At 66.0% G+C, this 15,329-nt stretch carries 14 protein-coding genes and 1 pseudogene; 11 read left to right on the top strand and 4 right to left on the bottom strand.

The genetic code is table 11. The features are described from left to right. The first annotated feature begins 43 nt into the window (after positions 1–43). Entirely contained in the window at positions 44–1,087 is a 1,044-nt protein-coding gene (locus AC2EBU_RS09895) for a hypothetical protein (protein ID WP_484610256.1), read from the top strand. A gap of 137 nt (positions 1,088–1,224) precedes the next feature. Beyond that, positions 1,225–1,500, top strand: a complete 276-nt coding sequence (locus tag AC2EBU_RS09890) for a DUF2164 domain-containing protein (RefSeq protein WP_484610255.1) — start codon at positions 1,225–1,227, stop codon at positions 1,498–1,500. 30 nt (positions 1,501–1,530) lie between these two features. Here the strand turns inward: AC2EBU_RS09890 and AC2EBU_RS09885 are convergent, their stop codons facing one another. Further along, the gene (locus AC2EBU_RS09885) at positions 1,531–3,645 is read right to left on the bottom strand and encodes a lytic transglycosylase domain-containing protein (protein ID WP_484610254.1); all 2,115 of its coding nucleotides are present in this window, start codon (positions 3,643–3,645) and stop codon (positions 1,531–1,533) included. A gap of 9 nt (positions 3,646–3,654) precedes the next feature. On the opposite strand from AC2EBU_RS09885, the gene AC2EBU_RS09880 reads away from it, so the two are divergent. Both AC2EBU_RS09880 and ppk2 read left to right on the top strand, forming a co-directional pair. Then, positions 3,655–4,239 carry a 5-formyltetrahydrofolate cyclo-ligase gene (locus tag AC2EBU_RS09880; protein WP_484610253.1) on the top strand — a complete coding sequence of 195 codons (585 nt, stop codon included), beginning with the start codon at positions 3,655–3,657 and terminating at the stop codon, positions 4,237–4,239. A gap of 171 nt (positions 4,240–4,410) precedes the next feature. Beyond that, positions 4,411–5,613, top strand: a complete 1,203-nt coding sequence (ppk2, locus tag AC2EBU_RS09875; protein ID WP_484610252.1) for a polyphosphate kinase 2 — start codon at positions 4,411–4,413, stop codon at positions 5,611–5,613. A gap of 24 nt (positions 5,614–5,637) precedes the next feature. On the opposite strand, the pseudogene AC2EBU_RS09870 reads toward ppk2, so the two are convergent. From AC2EBU_RS09870 to AC2EBU_RS09860, 3 genes and pseudogenes are all read right to left on the bottom strand, one after another. Then, positions 5,638–6,713: pseudogene (locus AC2EBU_RS09870) on the bottom strand (LysR substrate-binding domain-containing protein). Positions 6,714–6,799: 86 nt separating this feature from the next. Beyond that, on the bottom strand, positions 6,800–9,028 hold the full coding sequence (locus AC2EBU_RS09865; protein ID WP_484610251.1) for a molybdopterin-dependent oxidoreductase: 2,229 nt from the start codon (positions 9,026–9,028) through the stop codon (positions 6,800–6,802). A gap of 92 nt (positions 9,029–9,120) precedes the next feature. Beyond that, on the bottom strand, positions 9,121–9,567 hold the full coding sequence (locus tag AC2EBU_RS09860; protein WP_484610250.1) for a TfoX/Sxy family protein: 447 nt from the start codon (positions 9,565–9,567) through the stop codon (positions 9,121–9,123). A gap of 21 nt (positions 9,568–9,588) precedes the next feature. On the opposite strand from AC2EBU_RS09860, the gene AC2EBU_RS09855 reads away from it, so the two are divergent. From AC2EBU_RS09855 to AC2EBU_RS09825, 7 genes are all read left to right on the top strand, one after another. Continuing rightward, on the top strand, positions 9,589–10,221 hold the full coding sequence (locus tag AC2EBU_RS09855; protein ID WP_484610249.1) for a TetR/AcrR family transcriptional regulator: 633 nt from the start codon (positions 9,589–9,591) through the stop codon (positions 10,219–10,221). A 99-nt stretch (positions 10,222–10,320) separates the two neighbouring features. Continuing rightward, positions 10,321–11,310, top strand: coding sequence for an MBL fold metallo-hydrolase (locus AC2EBU_RS09850; protein WP_484610248.1), 990 nt, complete (start codon positions 10,321–10,323; stop codon positions 11,308–11,310). 175 nt (positions 11,311–11,485) lie between these two features. Further along, positions 11,486–12,133 (top strand): hypothetical protein, encoded by a 648-nt coding sequence (locus AC2EBU_RS09845; protein WP_484610247.1) that lies wholly within the window; start codon positions 11,486–11,488, stop codon positions 12,131–12,133. 149 nt (positions 12,134–12,282) lie between these two features. After that, positions 12,283–12,849, top strand: coding sequence for a hemerythrin domain-containing protein (locus tag AC2EBU_RS09840; protein ID WP_484610246.1), 567 nt, complete (start codon positions 12,283–12,285; stop codon positions 12,847–12,849). Positions 12,850–12,949: 100 nt separating this feature from the next. Continuing rightward, complete coding sequence (locus AC2EBU_RS09835) at positions 12,950–13,798, top strand: 3-hydroxybutyryl-CoA dehydrogenase (protein ID WP_484610245.1); 849 nt, start codon at positions 12,950–12,952, stop codon at positions 13,796–13,798. Between the two features lie 91 nt (positions 13,799–13,889). Then, positions 13,890–14,720 carry a crotonase/enoyl-CoA hydratase family protein gene (locus tag AC2EBU_RS09830; protein ID WP_484610244.1) on the top strand — a complete coding sequence of 277 codons (831 nt, stop codon included), beginning with the start codon at positions 13,890–13,892 and terminating at the stop codon, positions 14,718–14,720. Between the two features lie 73 nt (positions 14,721–14,793). Then, positions 14,794–15,294, top strand: coding sequence for a MarR family winged helix-turn-helix transcriptional regulator (locus AC2EBU_RS09825; protein ID WP_484610243.1), 501 nt, complete (start codon positions 14,794–14,796; stop codon positions 15,292–15,294). Positions 15,295–15,329: the final 35 nt, after the last annotated feature.

Raw genomic sequence — 15,329 nt, 5'->3', positions numbered from 1 at the left:
TGTCTTCGGACACGCCAAACTTGATCACCTGGAACTTGCTCTTATGAAACGAATTCCCTTTTCACTTGCCATGTTGGCAGCTCCTGTTCTTTCCATGGCACAAGGCTCCCTGGAAAACCCGGCCGTCAACGCCACGGAATCCGGCATTGGCATCTTGTCCGGTTGGCATTGCACCGCGTCGCGGGTCGAAGCGTTCATCGACGGAAAATCTGTCGGGTTCGCCTATGTCGGCAGTGAACGGGGAGACACCGTGGGCGTATGCGGCAAATCCAGCACCGGTTATGCCCTGTTGCTCAACTTCAATGAGCTGCCTCGCGGCTCCCATAACGTCCAAGTTTTTGCCAACGGAATCAAGTTCGGTGAGGCCAACTTCAACACCACGCAATCGGGCGGCAAGGCATTTCTGACCGGTGCCGCGAAACAGGTCATCGTCAGCGATTTCCCGACCGCCGGATCCAATGCCACCTTGACGTGGAGCCAGTCCAAACAAAGCTTTGTTGTCACCAGCGTCTCGACGGGCACCACCACACCCACCACGACCGGGATTGCCAAGCTGTATGGCAATGTCGTGTTCAACTACCGGTTCAACAACACCACCACAATTTATACCGACAGGGTCTCGTTCAGCGCGGCCAACCTGAACAGTTCGGGCAACCTGACCTCTTCGCTGAGCAATCGATCCGCGGGGATCGCCTGCACCCGAACGGGAAGCGTCTCCCCGGAATTTACCTGCGCCATTGTGGATTCTGTCGGGGATACAGACGTTTTCCTGTTCGACGTGAGTTCGACCGGCGCGATCTCCGGAACCTACGAATTCTGCTTGTCGGGTGTGTCGAGCCAGTCCTGCGCGTCGGACTTGGTCTACACACCGGACGGCGTCGTCACGGGTACGGTATCGCGGTCAACGGTCGCCGCGTTGTCGGCCCTGCCAGCGAGAGACGAAAACAGTGCCATTTCGGCGAACAAGGAGAAGGACAAGCTCTCGACCTTGCGTGCCGAGGGCAACGCCATCATCACGCACAGCCCTGCTCCCGAGATGGTGAAAGCAATCGAGCAAGCGATCAAAGCCCTGGGTACCTCGCGCTGAAAGATGCATGCCCGGCTGGTCTCGGTGCGGCAGACAGGTGACCGGCCTGTCCAAACCACGGTGTGCAGTGCCCTGCCCATAAGGCTCCACAGGTTCACCTCTTCCGCGACGGTGATATCGTCGCGCCGGAGGCTCCCATGACCCTTGAACTGAGCAAGGCCGACCGTGATCAGGCCATCGCCTCGATCCAGCGCTATTTCCAGGAACATCTGGACACCCGGCTGGGCAATGTGGGCGCGGGCGGACTGCTGGCCTTTTTTATCGACGAAGTGGGTCCCTGCCTGTACAACCAGGGCGTGCGCGACGCCCAGGAACGCCTGCAGATGCGGGTGCAGGAACTGGACTATGAAGTCCACGCCGACGAATTCGGGTACTGGCGCAAATACGACCGGACGGGCAAAGGCGGCCGCTGAAGGCCGAACCACGCAAATTGCCGGCTGTGTTTACGGCAGGTCGCGGTTTTCCGCGGTTGCAGCGCTGTCGCGCGGGCCCACCGTGCCCAGGCGGGCGCGCAGGGACTGACCCTGCCCGCTCAGGATGGCCGCGTAGTTCGTGGTGTTGGCCAGCACTTTCTTGACGTAATCGCGGGTTTCCGAAAACGGCACGTTTTCGGCCCAGATGGCGGCTTCGAGCACCGGGCCGTTGCGCCAGGCGCGGGGGCGGCTGGGGCCGGCGTTGTAGGCCGCAGCCGCCAAGGGCATGGAGCCGCCGAAATCATCGAGCACCAGCTTGAGGTAGGCCGTCCCGATGGCGATGTTGGTGTCGCGGTCGGTGATCTGCTCGGCGGTGAAGCCGGTCATGCCGATCTTGCGCGCGGTCCAGCGGGCGGTGGCAGGCATGACCTGCATCAGGCCGGAGGCGCCGACATGGGAGCGCGCGTCCATGATGAAGCGGCTTTCCTGCCGGATCAGGCCGTAGACATAGGCCGGGTCCAGGCTGATTTCACGGGCGCGGCGCACCACGGCATCGCGAAACGGCATGGGAAAGCGCTGGGTCACGTCCACCACGGATCGCGTGCGTTCACTGGTATTGATGCATCGGTCCCACACCTCGCGTTCGCAGGCCAGGTCGGCGGCGGCCAGCAGGTCGCGGTCGCTCATGCCGCCGCTTTGGTGCAGGTTGGTGGTGTAGTTCCATTCGCGCACGCCGTCCTGGCGCAAACCGAGCGCAATGGCCGCCAGCGCACGCTGCAGGCCGGGGTTGCGGCGGGCGGCCGCCTTTTCTTCGGCGCTCAGCGGCGGGGGCGGCGGCGGCACCTCGATGCGCTGGCCCAGCTCTTCCAGCGCCAGTTGTTCGTAGAAGCCGCGTCCGGAGGCCATGCCGGCGAGCAGGCTGCGGGCTTCGGCGGCGGCCTCGTGGGCGCGGCGGCTGGCGGCCGAGGCCCCATGCGGTGCGGAATCGGTCGCAGCGGACGCCGACGGTGAGGTCGGCGCGGCCACCGGCTGCAGCAGGGCCTGACGGGCCGAAGGTGCCAGGCCGCCCAGCAAGGCACGGGCCTTCCAGTAGGTCCAGGTCGGGTCGGCACGGGCTTCGTCGGACATCGCGTTGATCGCCGACAACACCACCGGCCAGCGGCCCTGACGCAACGCGGCACGGGTTTTCCAGGCCAGCATGTCGTCGGTGAGGTCCCGGTCACGGCTGACGTTGTCGAAATACGGCATGGCCTGGTCGGACAGGCGCTGGGCGGCCTGGCGGCCGATGGCACCCCAGGCCCAGTTGCGCTCTTCTTCCGTCAGCAGCGGGCCCCAGCGCTGTTCGAGCCGTTGCGCCGCCTGATCGGGGTCGTCGCGGGCCAGACTCAGCAAGGCGAGCAGACCCAGTTCCTGACGCTTGGTGCGCACCGTCAGTTTGCGGTTGTCCAGATAGCGCTGCGGACGGGCATGCACTTCACTGACCAGGTCGGACAGGTCGGGCGCAACCAGGTCCACTGCCGCCCGGGCCGCCCGCGGGCGGTTGGCGTCCATGGCCAGCCGTGCCTTGCGCCAGACGTCTGCGGGCTTGAGCAAACGGGCTGAAACCAGGCGGTCGGCGGCTTGCTGGCAGCCGTCGTCGGCATCACGTTGGGCGTGCCACAGGCGCCGCACTTCGGCCGACACGTCTTCGCCGGTGCGCAGATGGTGAACAAGCAGGCTGTAGCAACGCACTTCGCGGTCGTCACGCATGCGGTAGGCCGGGTACTCGGCGGCAAACAGGCTCCAGTCGCGCCGCCGGCCCAGCAGCAGAAGCCAGTCGTTGCGCAGGCGATCCTCCACATAGCTGCCGGCATGGCGGGCCAGGAAGTCCTGCACCTCCTGGGGACTGGCATCGTCCAGCCGCGCTTTCAGCTCCCAGTAGGCCGCCCAGGGCTGCAGGACATGGCCCTGGGCTTGCGGCAGCAATTGCGTCAGGCGTTTGCGGTCGCCTTTGCGAAAGGCCTGGCCCATTTCGACGACGGCCGCGTCGGCGACTGCCGTGGCGGAGCCCGACTGGGCGTGCGCCGTGGTCGGCGTGATCAGGCCGGCTGCGAGCCCTACCGTCAGGGCCAGTGCCAAGGGTGTCAGAATGGTTGGAAACAACATGGCCGGATTATGAACATCCCCGACACCAAAAAAGCCCTGCGGGCATCCCTGATTGCCGGACGGCTGAACCTGCCCGACCGGCTGGAGCGCGCGGAGGCGCTGCAACGGGTGATGCGCATCTGGCTGGTGGGGCGCCCGGACACCGTGATCGGCGCCTACTGGCCGATCAAGGGCGAGTTCGACCCCCTGCCCGCCCTGCACCGCTGGAAGGAAGACGGCGAACTGCTCGACGAGCCCCAGCGGCGACGCATCGGTCTGCCGGTGGTGGACAAGGTGCATCGCACCCTGCGCTTTCATGCCTGGTACCCCGGCTGCCCCATGGAGGAAGACGCCTACGGCATCCCCAAACCGAAGGAGACCGAGGTGCTGGTGCCAACCCTGCTGTTTGTGCCCTGTGTGGGTTACGGCCCGGGCGGCTACCGGCTGGGTTATGGCGGCGGCTTTTATGACCGCACGCTGGCGGCGCTGCAGCCGCGCCCGTTTACGGTGGGACTGGGTTTCACCCAGGGTTTTCTGGACGACTTGGAACCCGAAGCCCATGACGTGCCACTGGAGGCCATCCTGAATGACAACGGCGTGGTCTGGCCGGTGTGAGCCGGCACGACATTTTGGCAGGCCCCGGCGATCGCAAGCGATGCCGGGGCCGGCACCGTGGCGGTGCGTGACAGCCTCGTGACAGGAAATTGATCCGCATCAAGAAGCTCGCCCGACTGGGGGGGCAGAGTTGAAACTTTTTGACGCCCACGAACATCGGAGGCCCTTTCCATGAGCGACAACCCCAGCAAGAACCCCGCCACCAGGCCGGCAGCCCAGGCCACCGGCAAGAAGCCGGCGCGCAAGGCAGCAAGCCCCCGCAAGACCACCGCGCGCGCCGGCGTTCGCGCTGCCGCCCGGGGCGATGTGGTGCCGTCCGCCAACTCCCGGGCCATCGAACGCCATGTGGCCAACGAAGCGACCGAAACGGCGCGCGACAAAACCATTGCTGCGCTGGAGGAGTTGCTCCGCGCCGACGCGCCGGGCGAGGCCGGTGACCGGGCCCGTTCCCTGCGGGCGATTTTCGAGGGGGCGGCGCCCGACGACGCCGCGGTGTTGCGCGAAGTGCTGCTGGGCCGCCGCAAGCAAGGCAAGGACCGCGACGGCAATCCGGACGAAGAGCTGGCCGCCGACTGGCGCGATGGTGGCTACCCGTACAAGAACCTGCTGCGCCGCAGCGTCTATGAAAAGGAAAAGTTCCGCCTGCAGGTCGAACTGCTCAAGCTTCAGGCCTGGGTCAAGGAGACCGGCGCCCGGGTGGTGCTGATTTTCGAAGGGCGGGATGCCGCCGGCAAGGGTGGCACGATCAAACGGTTCATGGAGCATCTGAACCCGCGCGGCGCCCGGGTGATCGCCCTGGAAAAGCCGACGCCGCTGGAAGCGGGGCAATGGTATTTCCAGCGCTACGTGCAGCACCTGCCTACCCGCGGTGAAATTGTGCTGATGGACCGCAGCTGGTACAACCGCGCCGGCGTCGAGCGGGTGATGGGTTTTTGCACGCCGGAGGAATATGACGAATTCATGCGCCAGACGCCCGAGTTCGAGCGGCACCTGGTCCGCAGCGGGGTGTACCTGATCAAGTTCTGGTTCAGCGTCAGCCGGGCCGAGCAGCGTCGCCGCTTCAAGGAGCGGGAAGCGCATCCGCTCAAGCAGTGGAAACTCAGCCCGATCGACAAGGCATCGCTGGACAAGTGGGAGGACTACACCCGCGCCAAAGAGGCCATGTTCTTCGAGACCGACACCGCCGAAGCGCCGTGGACGGTGATCAAGAGCGACTGCAAAAAGCGCGCGCGCCTCAACGCCATGCGTTATGTGCTGCACAAGCTGCCCTACAACAACAAGAATCTGGACCAGATCGGCAAACTCGACCCGCTGATTGTGGGCCGCGCCCACGTGGTCTACGAACGCGGCGAGCGCCCGGGCGCACTGCTGTAGGGTCCTGCCACGACGACGGCGGGGTCAGTCGATCTGGTCGAGTGTGTCCGGGTCCGGGCCGTCGCCGATGGTCTGGCGGGTTGCCTGGGCCTGGCCGGCCAGCCACTCGGCAAAAGCCCGTACCGGCGCGCGCTCGCGAGCGCGCGGGCCCGGAATCAACCAATAGGCCATGGGCNCCCCCACCCCCCCCCCCCCCCCCCCCCACCCCCCCCCCCCCCCCCCCCCCCCCCCCCCCCCGGGCCCGGAATCAACCAATAGGCCATGGGCGAGTCCAGGCGGGTATCGGGCAAGACTTCGACCAGGTCACCGTTGGCCAGCGCCTGGGCGACCAGCGGCAGCCGCGCCAGCACAATGCCTTGCCCGGTCAGCGCCGCCTGCACCATCTGGTAGGCGTAGTTGAAGTACAGCCAGCGCCGGGGCACCAGCAATGGCAGCCCGTGGCCGTCGAGCCAGCGGCGCCAGGTCAGCCAGTCCAGATGGGTCGCATGCGCGTCGCCGGCTTCGATCAGCGGCCATTGCGCCAGATCGGCAGGCCGCCGCAGAGGCTGCCCCCCACGCAGCAGCCACGGACTGGCCACCGGCGTCAGCTGCTCGCCGAACAGGCGCACGGCGCCCGCCGGCATCACCCGCGCCGGGCCGTAGCGCAAGGCCAGGTCCACATCGGCGGTGTCCAGGTCCACGGAGGTGTCGGAGGCGTCGATACGGATGTCGATGTCCGGATGCTGACGCTGAAAGTCTTCCAGGCGCGGTATCAGCCACATGGACGCGAAGGAGGCAAAGGTCGTCAGCGACACCGACTGCCGCCCGGTGCTCTGGCGAATCTGGCGCACGGCCGCATCCACCCGCGGCAGAGCATGCTGAACGGCGGCCAGCAACTGGCTGCCGGCAGCGGTCAGTTCCACGGCCCGGGTATGGCGCAGAAACAGGGCCGTGCCCACCTCGTCTTCCAGCGCCTGGATCTGGCGGCTCACCGCAGACTGGGTCAGCGCCATTTCCTCCGCCGCAGCGCGGAAGTTGAGGTAACGGGCTACGGCCTCGAAGGCGCGCAGGTTGCCAGCGCCGACCGGGCGGGTACGCAAATGGGTGCGCGAGTGCAGCATGGCGGCCTTTCGATCACTCTGCTATTTATAGCATAAAGCGACCTTTTTACGCTGGGTATTGGCCTTTTTGACCGAAAACCATCGGTTCAGGCCGCCTCCAGCGCCGCCACCGTCACCGGCACGCCACCCAGCACGGCGTTGCCCGACAGCGGGTCGCGTTGCTGGTCGTCCAGCAGGGCGTTGAGGTTGGCGCCCGGGCGCTCGGCGGCCACACGCAAACGGCTGCCGGGCAGATCGTGCCCCCAGCCGTGCGGCAGGCTGATCACGCCGGGCATCATCTCGTCGCTGATCTGCACCTGCGCGGTGATCTGGCGTGGCCCGTTGGCCAGCCGCGCCAGCGCGCCGTCGCGCAGGCCCAGCCGCGCCGCGTCCGCCGGGTGCACCCGCGCGGTGCAGCGAAACGGCCCCTTGGCCAGCACCGGCAGGTTGTGCATCCAGCTGTTGTTGGTGCGCACGTCGCGCCGGCCGATCACCACCAGGTCCGGCGCCGGGCGGGCCAGGTCCGCCACGGCGCGGGCCATGTCGGCCAGCAGCGTGGGCGGCGCCAGCTCCACCTTTCCGCTGGGGGTACGCAGCACCTCGGGGATGCGTGGCTGCAGCGGCCCCAGGTCGATGCCGCCGGCGGGGTTGGCCGCCATGACCTTGCCCAGTGTGAGTCCCTCTGGTTTGCGACCGAATTGATCCCCATACGGGCCGCTGCGCAGCGCCACATCGAGCAGCCGTTCCGGGCCCCGGTAGGCGGCGGTGGCGGCGATCACCGCGTCGGCATGGGCGCCGAACAGGCGCTGCGCATCCTGCGCAAACTCCGCCTCGTCCAGCGCGTCCACGTCGGCGGCCGCGCCGTCGCCGCGCACGATGGCGGCCAGTTTGAGAATGGTCTGCCACTCGGCCGGCCGGCCCGGCGGCGCGGGCAGCACCGGCGGGCTGTAGCGGGCATGGTTGCGCCACGACAGCTGCGGAAAGGCCACGTCGTAGTGAAACTCTTCCAGCGGCGACAGGCCGGGCAGAATCACGTCGGCGTGGCGCGTGGTTTCGTTCAGGTAGATGTCCAAGCTGACCATGAAGTCCAGCTGCTCCAGCGCGCGGGCCAGGCGCGGGCCGTCCGGGGCGGACAACACCGGGTTGGTGGCCACGGTGATCAGCGCGCGGATTTGCCCGTCGCCCGGCGTTTCAATCTCCTCGGCCAGGCAGGTCACGGGCAATTCGCCGTACACCTCGGGCGCGCCACTCACGCGGGCATGGTGGCGGCCGGTGCTCACGCCTTTGCCGATGCCGGGTTTGCCCGCCGTGTTGGACGCAAACGCGGCGGATTTGGCAAACAGCACGCCGCCTTCGCGGTCCAGGTTGCCGGTCAGCGTGTTGAGCACGTCCACCAGCCAGCTGCACAGGGTGCCGTACTCCTGGGTGCAGGTGCCGATGCGCGCGTACACGGCGGCGCGGGGCGCCGCGGCCAGCTCGCGGGTGAGGCTGCGGATGGTGTCGGCCGCAATGCCGCAGCGCGGCGCCACCCCCTCGGGGGTGAAGGGCGCCACGGCTTCGCGCACGGCGTCCACGCCGGTCACCCGGTCGGCCACGTTACCCAGGGTCACCAGGCCTTCGGCAAACAGGGTGTGCACCATGGCCGCCAGCAGAAACACGTCGGCGTTGGGCCGGATGAAGTGGTGGGCGTCGGCGATGGCGGCGGTTTCGGTGCGGCGTGGGTCGATCACCACCAGTTTGCCGCCGCGCGCCTGCAGCGCTTTCGCCTTGCCGCGAAAGTCCGGCACGGTCCACATGCTGCCGTTGCTGACCAGCGGGTTGGCGCCCAGCACCAGCAGGTGGTCGGTGCGGCTGATGTCGGGCAGCGCCACGCTCAGCCAGTGGCCGAACATCAGGCCGCTGGCCAGCTGCTTGGGCATCTGGTCCAGCGTGGAGGCGGAAAACACGTTGCGCGTGCCCAGCGCCCGCGCCAGCTTGCCGAAATAGGTCAGCAGCCCGATCTTGTGCGCCGACGGGTTGCCCACGGTGATGGCCACCGCGTGGCGGCCGAACGCGGCGCGCAGCGGCGGCAGGCGGCGCTCGATTTCCGCGAAGGCCTCTTCCCATGAGACCTCGACAAATTCGCCGTCGCGTTTGACCAGCGGCGCGCGCAGCCGGTCCGGGTCTTCGTGCAGGTCTTTCAGCGCCACGCCCTTGGGGCAGAGGTAGCCAGCGCTCAGCACGTCGGCGTCGTGGCCGCGAATGCCGGTCACCCGGCCGTCACGGACCTGGATCTCCAGCCCGCAGCAGGCTTCACACAGGGGGCAGATGCGGTGGTGGGTGGTGGTGTCGCTCATGGTCTCCTCGGCTCGAATCCGCTGGCAAAACGAAGGCGCATTGGCGCACGCGCGGCGGCGCCGGTCCAGCACGCAGGTGACTGCCGGCGGCCTCAGCCCTTCGGGGGTGTCTTGCGCGCCGGCGTTGCGCGTGGGGGCTTGGCCGCCGGTTTCACTTTGCTTTTTGGAGCGGAAGAAGACCGTTTGACGCTGGGTTTGCGGGCTTTCAGGGCTGATTCCAGCGCCAGCCGGGCCCAGGGGGCCATGGCGTGGGCGGCGTCCATGGCCTCTTCCGGCGCGGTGTAGTAATTCATGGCCATCGGTTTGCCCTTGGCGGTGTAGATGAATTGCTGGCAGCCGGCGGCCTCGAACCGGGCCCGGGTCTCATCGTCGGCCTTGAGGTACAGGCGCTCGCCCTCGCCCAGATCGGCAATGATGGCCAGCGTGAGGCCGTCGGTGGCGATGCCCCAGCCGCCGAACATCGGCCGGGCGACACAGGGGCCGACCGACGCGAGCAGTTCGCAGCAATGGTGGGCAAATTCACGGGCGGCGCTGACCATGGCGACACGATAATGCAAAACATGGCCCGGCCCAAGTCCGCATCCCACGACCTCAAACGCGACCAGATCCTGGACACCGCCGCGCAGTGCTTCGCGCGACAGAGTTTTCCGGTGGCCACGATGAACGACATCGCCACCGCCTGCGGCACCAGCAAGGCGCGGCTGTACCACTACTACCAGAGCAAGGACGCGATCCTGTTCGACGTGCTGGACCGCTACACGCAAAAGCTGCTGGCCATCATCGGCCAGGTGGAGGCCACGGCGCAACGCCGCAACCTGGACGACCGGGCCGCGCTGCATGAGCTGATCCGCGCTTTTCTGCACGAATACCAGAGCTCGGCCGAGCGCCATGTGTCGCTGCTGCACGACACCAAATTTCTCAGCGACGAGGTCGATACCCGCTTGGGCGAGTCGCCGCGCGAGTTGATTCTGAACCGGCAGCGCGACGTGGTGGCGGCGGTGACCCGCGCCTTGCGGCGAGCCTACCCGCAGCGCCTGAACGCCAGCAATCAGACGGCCACGACCATGATGCTGTTCGGCATGATCAACTGGACCTTCACCTGGCTGCGTCCCGGCGGACCGCTGAGTTACGACGATTTCGCCGAAGACGTCATTGCACTGCTGGACCGGGGCCTGGGCACGGGTCCGGGCTGAGCGAGCGCCGGTCGTTCGTTGTCAGTCATTTCACCACGCGTAATTCGTTACGTTTAGGTAAACTTCACGTTTTCGCCTATTACCCACCGGAGACCCACGATGACCAAAGCCTTCGCCTCCCAGGCCGACCTGGAAGACAAGAAGATCACCTTCGAGCAGCTCAGCGCCCATTGCTGGGCCTACACCGCCGAGGGCGACCCCAACTCCGGCGTCATCATCGGCGAAAAGTACATCCTGGTCAGCGACGCCACCGCCACCCCGGCCATGGCGCGCGACCTGATCGCCAAAATCCGCACCGTCTCCGACAAACCCATCAAATACGTGCTGCTGACCCACTACCACGCCGTGCGGGTGCTGGGGGCGAGCGCCTACTTCGCCGAAGGCGCCAGCGAAATCATCGCCAGTCAGGGCACTTACGAGCTGATCGTCGAGCGCGGCGCGCAGGACATGAAAAGCGAGATGGAGCGCTTCCCGCGCCTGTTCCGCGGCGCCGACAGCATTCCCGGACTGACCTGGCCCACGCTGGTGATCGGCGGCGGCGACCCGTTCAAAGGCGAACTGCCGGGCAGGTTGACCGTGGACCTCGGCGGCGTCAAGGTGCAGATATGGAGCCCCGGCGCCGGCCACACCCGCGGCGACACCATCGCCTGGGTGGAAGAAGAAAAAGTGCTGTTCAGCGGCGACCTGGTCGAATACGAAGCCGGTGTCTACACCGGCGACGCCCAGCTGGCCGAATGGCCCGCCACGCTGGAAGCCCTGCGCGCGCTGAGCGCCGAGGCCATCGTGCCAGGCCGCGGCGAAGCCATGAAAGGCGCCGCCGACGTCAACAAGGCGCTGGACTACACCAAACGCTGGGTCGAGACCCTGTTCGCCGCCGGCAAGGAAGCCGCCGCCGCCGGCATGGACCTGAAGGCCGCCATGGCCCACACCCGCAAGAGCATGGACCCGGTGTTCGGCCACGTCTTCATCTACGAACACTGCCTGCCCTTCGACGTCAGCCGCGCCTACGACGAAGCCAGCGGCATCAAAAACCCCCGCATCTGGACCGCGGAGCGGGACATGGAGATGTGGAAAGCCCTGCAGTCCTGAGGGATTCGGCGCGCCGCCCCTCAAACTCAGCCTCTGGCGGGCGGTTGCGGCTGAATTTATTGCCAATTCGGGCAATACCCAGCGTCAAAAGGTCGTTTTCTGCTATGATTATTGTAGTGATTGACCCTGCCTGCGGTTCGGATACCATGCGATCCGGAGGGGATTGAATCACACCATGAGTTTCCTGAACCAGCTGCGCCAGCAGGCGCAGGTCAAACAGACCGGACAGACCCGGCAATCCGAGGACCTGACCCGCCAGGGGGAGTTGACCGAGTCGGCCTGCCGGGCCGCCTGGACCTATCTGACCGAACTCGCCCGGCAGCTCAATGTGCTGGAGCCGCCGACCGGACCGCTGAGTCTGGACGGCCGTACCCCCTGGCCGGCGATGCGGCAGTTTCAGTTTCGCTGTGACAACCGCAAAAAGACCTGGCGCGACCGCGAGGTGTTCGACTATCTGGCCATGGGATGGTCGTTTGGCCCGGTTGAAGGCGCCCCGCCGAAAGGCCGAGTGACGGTGAACTTCCCGCCGGATCTGGAACGGGTGGAGCAGCGCCTGAAGGCCGGGAGCATCCGCCATGAGCGCATCGAACAACGCCACCCTGAGACGCAGAAGTTGCAGGCCTTGCACTTCGAACACGAGTTTGGCGGTCGCAGCAGCCTGGTGCTGGTTCCCGATCACGACGCCGCGCGGGTGCAGATCCGGCTGGTTGCCGTCAATGCGCTGCAGATCAGCCAGACGGTGGTGGAGGCATCCCGGCTTGACACCCGCTGCCTCGATGAACTGGCCAAACGCATCGTCGGACAACCCAGCCAGTTCAGCTGACCGGGTGGGTCGGGGGCTTCCGCCCGCCGAGGCTGTTTCGAAAGGCGGCGCCAAGACGGCAGTCCGGTCGCAGGTTTTTTGCGCCAGATCAAGTTTGTGCGGTGCAGCATTCCGACAATGGTAATCCTGTTTTCTCAATGGAGTGCCCTATGGCCAGCCTGCAGATTCCTACGCCCGCCGTACCTGGCGTCGACAGCCATGGTTTCGAGTTTCTTGATACCTGCCATCGGGACATGGCGCAGAACCTCGTCATCCTGCAGGCTCTGGCCGCGTCGATCGAGGCCGACGGTATCAGCGCCGAAACACAGAAGGCGGCGCGCCAGCTTTGCGTCTGGTTCAACGAAACGGCGCGCGATCACCATCAGGATGAGGAAAAGCATGTCTTTCCGCCCTTGCTGACTTCCGGTGACGAAGCGCTGGTGCAGCAGGTGGAACGCCTGATCCAGGATCACGGCTGGCTGGAGGAAGACTGGATCGAAATCGAACCGACGCTGTCGGCCATCGCAGACGGCTACCAGTGGTTCGAACCGGCGGAGTTTCGCCATGCGGTTGAGATTTTCCGCTCGTTGTACCTGGATCACATCGCGCTGGAAGAGTCGCTGGCCTACCCCAAAGCCCGCGAGCAACTGGATGCACTGGCGTTGGCCAGCATGCAGGAGGAAATGATGCAGCGCCGCACGAGGCGATCGGCCCGTTCGGAATCCAGGCGCAGCTGAGAAGCCGTCGTTCAGTCCCTGACCGCCAAGGTTCGCTACGATAGGGGTTTTCCCGCGCCGGCGGTGTGGACAGCCGGCTTTCTTGTTTTTGGGGTTTTTCATGAGTATTCAAAACGTCGGCATTATTGGCGCTGGCACGATGGGCAATGGCATTGCGCAAATCTGCGCCACCAGCGGGATCCGCTGTGTAATGGTCGATATCAGCGAGGAGGCGGTAGCCCGTGGCCTGGCGACGGTATCGGCAAGCCTCGACCGCCTGGTCAAGAAAGAAAAGATCAGCGCCGCAGACAAAGCCGCGGCGCTGGCCCTCATCACCGGCAGCACCCGCTATGAGGATCTGCGCGACGCCCAGCTGGTCATCGAAGCGGCGACCGAAAATTACGAGCTCAAGCTCAAGATATTGCGCCAGATTGATGCGCTGGTGGCGCCGGAGGTGATCATTGCGTCCAACACCTCGTCGATTTCGATCACCAAACTGGCGGCGGCAACCCAGCGGGCCGACCGTTTCATCGGCATGCATTTTTTCAACCCGGTGCCATTGATGGCGCTGGTGGAGATCATCCGCGGGCTGCAAACCAGCGACGCTACCCATGCTGCCGTGCAAGCCCTGTCACGCGCACTCGGCAAGACGCCGGTTACGGTGAAGAATGCACCGGGTTTTGTCGTCAACCGCATTCTGGTGCCGATGATCAACGAGGCGTTTTTTGTCCTCGCCGAAGGGCTGGCCACCGCGGAAGACATCGACGCGGGCATGAAGTTGGGCTGCAACCAACCGATCGGTCCCCTCGCACTGGCGGACATGGTCGGTCTGGACGTGTGCCTGGCGGTGATGGAGGTGTACCTGGCCGAATTCGGTGACAGCAAGTACCGCCCGTGCCCGTTGCTGCGCGAGATGGTCGCGGCAGGTCGCTTGGGCCGCAAGACCGGTCGGGGCGTGTACCAGTATTGATCGTTTCGGGGACAGGGCTTCCGGTGGCGGGCGGCGGCGCCTGTCGCCGGGGTGATGTCGGCGCGTGGCTGCCCGGCGCTACGATGGACGCATGAACTCCGGATTTGCTCCTTCCGATGCCGTGCCGCAGGCGATCGACGATCGTATCGACTGCACCGTGCGCGGCAGTCTCCTGCTGATAGGGATCAACCGCCCCGACAAACGCAACGGTTTTACCCCGGCGATGCTGGAGGGCCTGGCACAGGCCTATACCCGCCTGGACGATGACGACAGCTTGCGCGTCGGTGTGCTGCACGCCATGGGCGGGCATTTCACCGCCGGGCTGGACCTGCCAGCCTTCGCACCGCTGATGCGCGCGGGTGCGAAGGCGGTCCCGGTCGGACTGGTGGACCCCCTGGACCTGGGCATGGACGGTTACCGGCGCAGGACCAAACCGATGGTGGTTGCGGTGAAAGGCATCACCTTCACCCTGGGGATCGAGCTGATGCTGGCCGCTGACTTGGTCGTGGCAGCCGATGACTGCCGCTTTTCGCAACTGGAAGTGCGTCGCGGCATCATGGCCACCGGTGGCGCGACCGTGCGGATGGCCGAACGGGCCGGCTTGGGCAATGCCCTGCTGCATTTGTTGACCGGCGACGAGTTCACCGCCGCAGAGGCTTTGCGGCTGAATTTTGTCCAGACCGTGGTTCCGGCCGGGCAAGAGCTTGAAGAGGCCATTCGCCTGGCAAATCGCATTGCCGAACAGGCGCCCCGCGCCGTGATTGCCACACGCCTCAACGCCATCAGAGCCGCCGAAGACGGCGCTGCGGCCGCCGTGCGCGAGTTTCTGACGACCCAGCAGTCGCTCGCCGCCAGCGACGACGCCGCTGAGGGCGTGTCTGCCTTCCGGGACAAGCGCCCGCCACGCTTCACCGGACGCTGAACCGCCGTTACCCTCGCTGGTGGAATGGTATTGTCCAATTGAATTGCATGCAATTCAATTGCGCGATATATTTATGGCCATGACTCCGTCACCGGCCGTCCCGCACAACCCGCTGCTGCTCGATCATCAGCTGTGTTTTGCGCTGTATTCCGCATCACTGGCGATGACCCGCCTCTACAAGCCCTTGCTCGATGCTTTGGGTTTGACCTATCCGCAGTACCTGGCCCTGCTGGTCTTGTGGGAACAGGACGGCATTGGGGTCTCTGCGCTCGGGGAGCGTCTTGGTCTTGATTCGGGCACCGTGACACCGTTGCTCAAACGCCTTGAAGCCCACGGTTCGGTGCGGCGCCAGCGCAGCACACTCGATGAGCGCAGCGTGCTGGTTTTCCTGACCGACGCCGGCGCGCAACTGCGGCTTCGCGCGCAGGCCATTCCCGCCTGCCTGATGCAGGCAACCGGTTGCAGCCCACCGGAGCTGGTGACGTTGACGCGCGAGTTGCGCGGACTGCGTGACCGACTGAACCTGTCCCACACCAGCCCGTCCGCCTTGCCGGCGGACGAATCCCTCGCCTGATAAAGGCCTATCCCGCCCCTGCCCTGAAAGGACAT

The sequence above is a fragment of the Curvibacter sp. T50 genome, assembly GCF_057219955.1.
The sequence above is the reverse complement of the archived record's forward strand: the minus strand, read 5'-3'. Positions and strand labels throughout refer to the sequence as shown.

Coding starts and splice junctions, on each gene's coding strand:
- AC2EBU_RS09895 (WP_484610256.1), top strand. CDS start 44: ATGAAACGAATTCCCTTTTCACTTGCCATGTTGGCAGCTCCTGTTCTT.
- AC2EBU_RS09890 (WP_484610255.1), top strand. CDS start 1,225: ATGACCCTTGAACTGAGCAAGGCCGACCGTGATCAGGCCATCGCCTCG.
- AC2EBU_RS09885 (WP_484610254.1), bottom strand. CDS start 3,645: ATGTTGTTTCCAACCATTCTGACACCCTTGGCACTGGCCCTGACGGTA.
- AC2EBU_RS09880 (WP_484610253.1), top strand. CDS start 3,655: ATGAACATCCCCGACACCAAAAAAGCCCTGCGGGCATCCCTGATTGCC.
- ppk2 (WP_484610252.1), top strand. CDS start 4,411: ATGAGCGACAACCCCAGCAAGAACCCCGCCACCAGGCCGGCAGCCCAG.
- AC2EBU_RS09865 (WP_484610251.1), bottom strand. CDS start 9,028: ATGAGCGACACCACCACCCACCACCGCATCTGCCCCCTGTGTGAAGCC.
- AC2EBU_RS09860 (WP_484610250.1), bottom strand. CDS start 9,567: ATGGTCAGCGCCGCCCGTGAATTTGCCCACCATTGCTGCGAACTGCTC.
- AC2EBU_RS09855 (WP_484610249.1), top strand. CDS start 9,589: ATGGCCCGGCCCAAGTCCGCATCCCACGACCTCAAACGCGACCAGATC.
- AC2EBU_RS09850 (WP_484610248.1), top strand. CDS start 10,321: ATGACCAAAGCCTTCGCCTCCCAGGCCGACCTGGAAGACAAGAAGATC.
- AC2EBU_RS09845 (WP_484610247.1), top strand. CDS start 11,486: ATGAGTTTCCTGAACCAGCTGCGCCAGCAGGCGCAGGTCAAACAGACC.
- AC2EBU_RS09840 (WP_484610246.1), top strand. CDS start 12,283: ATGGCCAGCCTGCAGATTCCTACGCCCGCCGTACCTGGCGTCGACAGC.
- AC2EBU_RS09835 (WP_484610245.1), top strand. CDS start 12,950: ATGAGTATTCAAAACGTCGGCATTATTGGCGCTGGCACGATGGGCAAT.
- AC2EBU_RS09830 (WP_484610244.1), top strand. CDS start 13,890: ATGAACTCCGGATTTGCTCCTTCCGATGCCGTGCCGCAGGCGATCGAC.
- AC2EBU_RS09825 (WP_484610243.1), top strand. CDS start 14,794: ATGGCCATGACTCCGTCACCGGCCGTCCCGCACAACCCGCTGCTGCTC.